This window comes from Pseudoclavibacter sp. VKM Ac-2888, assembly GCF_015351285.1.
GTDB lineage: Bacteria > Actinomycetota > Actinomycetes > Actinomycetales > Microbacteriaceae > Pseudoclavibacter.
In genome coordinates, this window is record NZ_JADKSM010000006.1 from 1 (window position 1) to 5,509 (window position 5,509).

3 rRNA genes are annotated in these 5,509 nt (G+C 53.9%); all 3 read right to left on the bottom strand.

Annotated features, from left to right (window positions below):
* Positions 1-25 precede the first annotated feature (25 nt).
* Positions 26-142, bottom strand: a 5S ribosomal RNA gene (gene rrf / locus ITJ61_RS19625).
* A gap of 130 nt (positions 143-272) precedes the next feature.
* A 23S ribosomal RNA gene (locus ITJ61_RS19630) occupies positions 273-3,386 on the bottom strand.
* A 419-nt stretch (positions 3,387-3,805) separates the two neighbouring features.
* Positions 3,806-5,325, bottom strand: a 16S ribosomal RNA gene (locus ITJ61_RS19635).
* The 16S, 23S and 5S rRNA genes sit together here, the layout of an rRNA operon.
* Positions 5,326-5,509 lie beyond the last annotated feature (184 nt).

Sequence of the window (5,509 nt, forward strand, 5' to 3'; positions counted from 1 at the left end):
ACAACCAACCCCGGCTTATGAAGAAGTCCGGCGGTGACCTACTCTCCCACAGGGTCCCCCCTGCAGTACCATCGGCGCTGAGAGTCTTAGCTTCCGGGTTCGGAATGTAACCGGGCGTTTCCCTCTCGCTATGACCGCCGAAACACTATGGATAACCAATCATGTTCCGAACCACACACCACACCCAAACAGGTGCGACACATGGTCGATCCTCGATCGTCTATCGAGAACCACAAAGTGGACGCGAACAGCAACAACATTCATGTGCATGTTTTATCAAATCATCAGCTTATTAGTACCGGTCAGCTCCACACATTTCTGTGCTTCCACATCCGGCCTATCAACCCAGTCGTCTACTGGGAGCTTCTCCCCCGAAGGGATGGAAATCTCATCTTGAAGCCGGCTTCCCGCTTAGATGCTTTCAGCGGTTATCCGTTCCGAACGTAGCCAATCAGCGGTGCTCCTGGCGGAACAACTGACACACCAGAGGTTCGTCCATCTCGGTCCTCTCGTACTAAAGATAGATCTTCTCAAATTTCCTACGCGCGCAGCGGATAGAGACCGAACTGTCTCACGACGTTCTGAACCCAGCTCGCGTGCCGCTTTAATGGGCGAACAGCCCAACCCTTGGGACCTACTCCAGCCCCAGGATGCGACGAGCCGACATCGAGGTGCCAAACCATGCCGTCGATATGGACTCTTGGGCAAGATCAGCCTGTTATCCCCGAGGTACCTTTTATCCGTTGAGCGACAGCGCTTCCACAAGCCACTGCCGGATCACTAGTCCCGACTTTCGTCCCTGCTCGACTTGTCAGTCTCACAGTCAAGCTCCCTTGTGCACTTACACTCGCCACCTGATTGCCAACCAGGTTGAGGGAACCTTTGGGCGCCTCCGTTACTCTTTAGGAGGCAACCGCCCCAGTTAAACTACCCACCAGGCACTGTCCCTGAACCGGATTACGGTTCGAAGTTAGATATCCAGAATGACCAGAGTGGTATTTCAACAACGACTCCACGAACACTAGCGTGCCCGCTTCACAGTCTCCCACCTATCCTACACAAGCCACACCGAACACCAATACCAAGCTGTAGTAAAGGTCACGGGGTCTTTTCGTCCTGCTGCGCGTAACGAGCATCTTTACTCGTAATGCAATTTCGCCGAGTTCGCGGTTGAGACAGCTGGGAAGTCGTTACGCCATTCGTGCAGGTCGGAACTTACCCGACAAGGAATTTCGCTACCTTAGGATGGTTATAGTTACCACCGCCGTTTACTGGGGCTTAAATTCAGAGCTTCGCCGAAGCTAACCCTTCCTCTTAACCTTCCAGCACCGGGCAGGCGTCAGTCCGTATACATCGTCTTGCGACTTCGCACGGACCTGTGTTTTTGATAAACAGTCGCTTCCCACTGGTCTCTGCGGCCATCAATGCGCTTTCAGGAGTAAATCCCTATACGCCTCAGGCCCCCCTTCTCCCGAAGTTACGGGGGCATTTTGCCGAGTTCCTTAACCACGATTCTCTCGATCTCCTTGGTATTCTCTACCTGATCACCTGTGTCGGTTTGGGGTACGGGCGACTAAAACCTCGCGTCGATGCTTTTCTTGGCAGCAGAGGATCACCGACTACCTCACCTAAGTGAGTTCCGCGTCAGATCTCAGGCTTCACGAGTGACGGATTTGCCTATCACTCACCCTACGTCCTTGCCCGGATTCAACCAATCACCCGGTTCGGCTACCTTTCTGCGTCACACCTGTTAATACGCTAACCGCACCAGAACGGGGTCGAGCGCTAGGCTCCCCACCCACCCGAAGGCGGACGAAGAGATTCAGACTCTTAGCACTACTGGATTAGCTTGGGCGGTTTTTCGCCGGCCACGGGAATATCAACCCGTTGTCCATCGACTACGCCTGTCGGCCTCGCCTTAGGTCCCGGCTTACCCAGGGCAGATTAGCTTGACCCTGGAACCCTTGATCATTCGGAGGACGGGTTTCTCACCCGTCTTTCGCTACTCATGCCTGCATTCTCACTCGTGTAGCGTCCACGGCTGGTTTCCACCGCCGCTTCACTCGCCACACGACGCTCTCCTACCCATCCACACGACTGGACCACGAAGGCCTGTCTATAAATATGAATGCCACAACTTCGGTGGCGTGCTTGAGCCCCGTTACATTGTCGGCGCGGAATCACTTGACCAGTGAGCTATTACGCACTCTTTCAAGGGTGGCTGCTTCTAAGCCAACCTCCTGGTTGTCTGTGCAACTCCACATCCTTTTCCACTTAGCACGCGCTTTGGGACCTTAGTTGGTGGTCTGGGTTGTTTCCCTCTCGACTATGAAGCTTATCCCCCACAGTCTCACTGCTGCGCTCTCACTTACCGGCATTCGGAGTTTGGCTGACGTCAGTAAGCTTTTGGGCCCCATCGGCCATCCAGTAGCTCTACCTCCGGTAAGAAACACGCAACGCTGCACCTAAATGCATTTCGGAGAGAACCAGCTATCACGAAGTTTGATTGGCCTTTCACCCCTAACCACAGCTCATCCCCCCAGTTTTCAACCTAGGTGGGTTCGGTCCTCCACGAAGTCTTACCTTCGCTTCAACCTGGCCATGGATAGATCACTTCGCTTCGGGTCTAGGACATGCGACTGAATCGCCCTATTCAGACTCGCTTTCGCTACGGCTGCCCCACACGGGTTAACCTCGCCACATATCACTAACTCGCAGGCTCATTCTTCAAAAGGCACGCCGTCACAGCTACAAGGCTGCTCCGACGGATTGTAAGCAAACGGTTTCAGGTACTATTTCACTCCCCTCCCGGGGTACTTTTCACCTTTCCCTCACGGTACTTGTCCGCTATCGGTCATCTGGGAGTATTTAGGCTTATCAGGTGGTCCTGACAGATTCACACGGGATTTCTCGGGCCCCGTGCTACTTGGGATACTCTTCAACGTCAATACACGCATTTCGACTACGGGACTCGCACCCCCTCTGGTCAGCCATTCAAAGCTGTTCGTCTATACGCTATTGTCACGCCCACTGCCTGGTAGAGCAGCATGAAAAGTCCCACAACCCCGACCGTGCAACCCCTACCAGGTATCACACACGACCGGTTTAGCCTGATCCGCGTTCGCTCGCCACTACTAACGGAATCACTGTTGTTTTCTCTTCCTGTGGGTACTGAGATGTTTCACTTCCCCACGTTCCCTCTACCCGCCCTATATATTCAGGCGGGAGTCACCAGGTCACCACAAGGGGCCTGGCGGGGTTTCCCCATTCGGAAATCCTCGGATCAAAGTTCGATTATCAACTCCCCGAGGCTTATCGCAGATTTCTACGTCCTTCTTCGGCTCCAGATGCCAAGGCATCCACCGTTTGCTCTTAAAGATTTGATTTACACATGAGTAGCCAATCATTTCATTCTCAGAAACTCTTGACTAAAATTGCTGAACACCACAAACACCACCCAAAGGCGACATTCGCGGCATTCAAGATGCTCGCGTCCACTGTGTAGTTCTCAACATACGATCGGTACCAACACCCACCAACACAAAGCCGGCGAACGAAGGCCCAAGAGTCCGATCCACCACCATCCGAAGACGACAGCAGGCCCGGTCCCTCAGGACCCAACAGCGTGCACACCAGCACCCAACACAACACCAGCCGTTCCAACCCCCGAAGAGGCGTACTAAACCAGCATCACGCTGAGCACCGAATAGTCAAATGTTCCACCCATGAGCGCCACCGATCGACATTCGCGACCGAAATGACTTCAGCTCCACACCCAAAAGGATGCGTGCTAAGTGCTCCTTAGAAAGGAGGTGATCCAGCCGCACCTTCCGGTACGGCTACCTTGTTACGACTTAGTCCTAATTACCGATCCCACCTTCGACGGCTCCCTCCAAAAGGTTAGGCCACCGGCTTCGGGTGTTACCGACTTTCATGACTTGACGGGCGGTGTGTACAAGGCCCGGGAACGTATTCACCGCAGCGTTGCTGATCTGCGATTACTAGCGACTCCGACTTCATGGGGTCGAGTTGCAGACCCCAATCCGAACTGAGACTGGCTTTTTGGGATTCGCTCCACCTCGCGGTATTGCAGCCCATTGTACCAGCCATTGTAGCATGCGTGAAGCCCAAGACATAAGGGGCATGATGATTTGACGTCATCCCCACCTTCCTCCGAGTTGACCCCGGCAGTCTCATATGAGTTCCCACCATTACGTGCTGGCAACATACGACGAGGGTTGCGCTCGTTGCGGGACTTAACCCAACATCTCACGACACGAGCTGACGACAACCATGCACCACCTGTATACCGACCTTGCGGGGCGAACATTTCTGAACGTTTCCGGTATATGTCAAGCCTTGGTAAGGTTCTTCGCGTTGCATCGAATTAATCCGCATGCTCCGCCGCTTGTGCGGGCCCCCGTCAATTCCTTTGAGTTTTAGCCTTGCGGCCGTACTCCCCAGGCGGGGCGCTTAATGCGTTAGCTACGACACGGAAACCGTGGAATGGTCCCCACATCTAGCGCCCAACGTTTACGGCATGGACTACCAGGGTATCTAATCCTGTTCGCTCCCCATGCTTTCGCTCCTCAGCGTCAGTAATGGCCCAGAGATCTGCCTTCGCCATCGGTGTTCCTCCTGATATCTGCGCATTCCACCGCTACACCAGGAATTCCAATCTCCCCTACCACACTCTAGTCTGCCCGTACCCACTGCAGACCCGAGGTTGAGCCTCGGGATTTCACAGCAGACGCGACAAACCGCCTACGAGCTCTTTACGCCCAATAATTCCGGACAACGCTTGCACCCTACGTATTACCGCGGCTGCTGGCACGTAGTTAGCCGGTGCTTTTTCTGCAGGTACCGTCACTTTCGCTTCTTCCCTACTAAAAGAGGTTTACAACCCGAAGGCCGTCATCCCTCACGCGGCGTTGCTGCATCAGGCTTTCGCCCATTGTGCAATATTCCCCACTGCTGCCTCCCGTAGGAGTCTGGGCCGTGTCTCAGTCCCAGTGTGGCCGGTCACCCTCTCAGGCCGGCTACCCGTCGTCGCCTTGGTGAGCCATTACCTCACCAACAAGCTGATAGGCCGTGAGCCGATCCATAACCAAAAAATCTTTCCAAACACAGACCATGCGATCGTGTTAGATATCCAGTATTAGCCACCGTTTCCGGAGGTTATCCCAGAGTTATGGGCACGTTGCTCACGTGTTACTCACCCGTTCGCCACTAATCCACCCAGCAAGCTGGGCTTCATCGTTCGACTTGCATGTGTTAAGCACGCCGCCAGCGTTCGTCCTGAGCCAGGATCAAACTCTCCGTAAATGAATAACAACCAAACAAACCCAAAGGCTCGCCGGTAAACATCACGCCACCACACCGAAGTGCGATGACAAGTTTGAAACTGACAAAAAACAAAACAACACCAAACCCGAAAGTTCAGTACTGACTTGTATTGTCCAAATATGTTTCCAAAAGGAATCCTTACCCCCTCCAAAGGAAGAGGCAC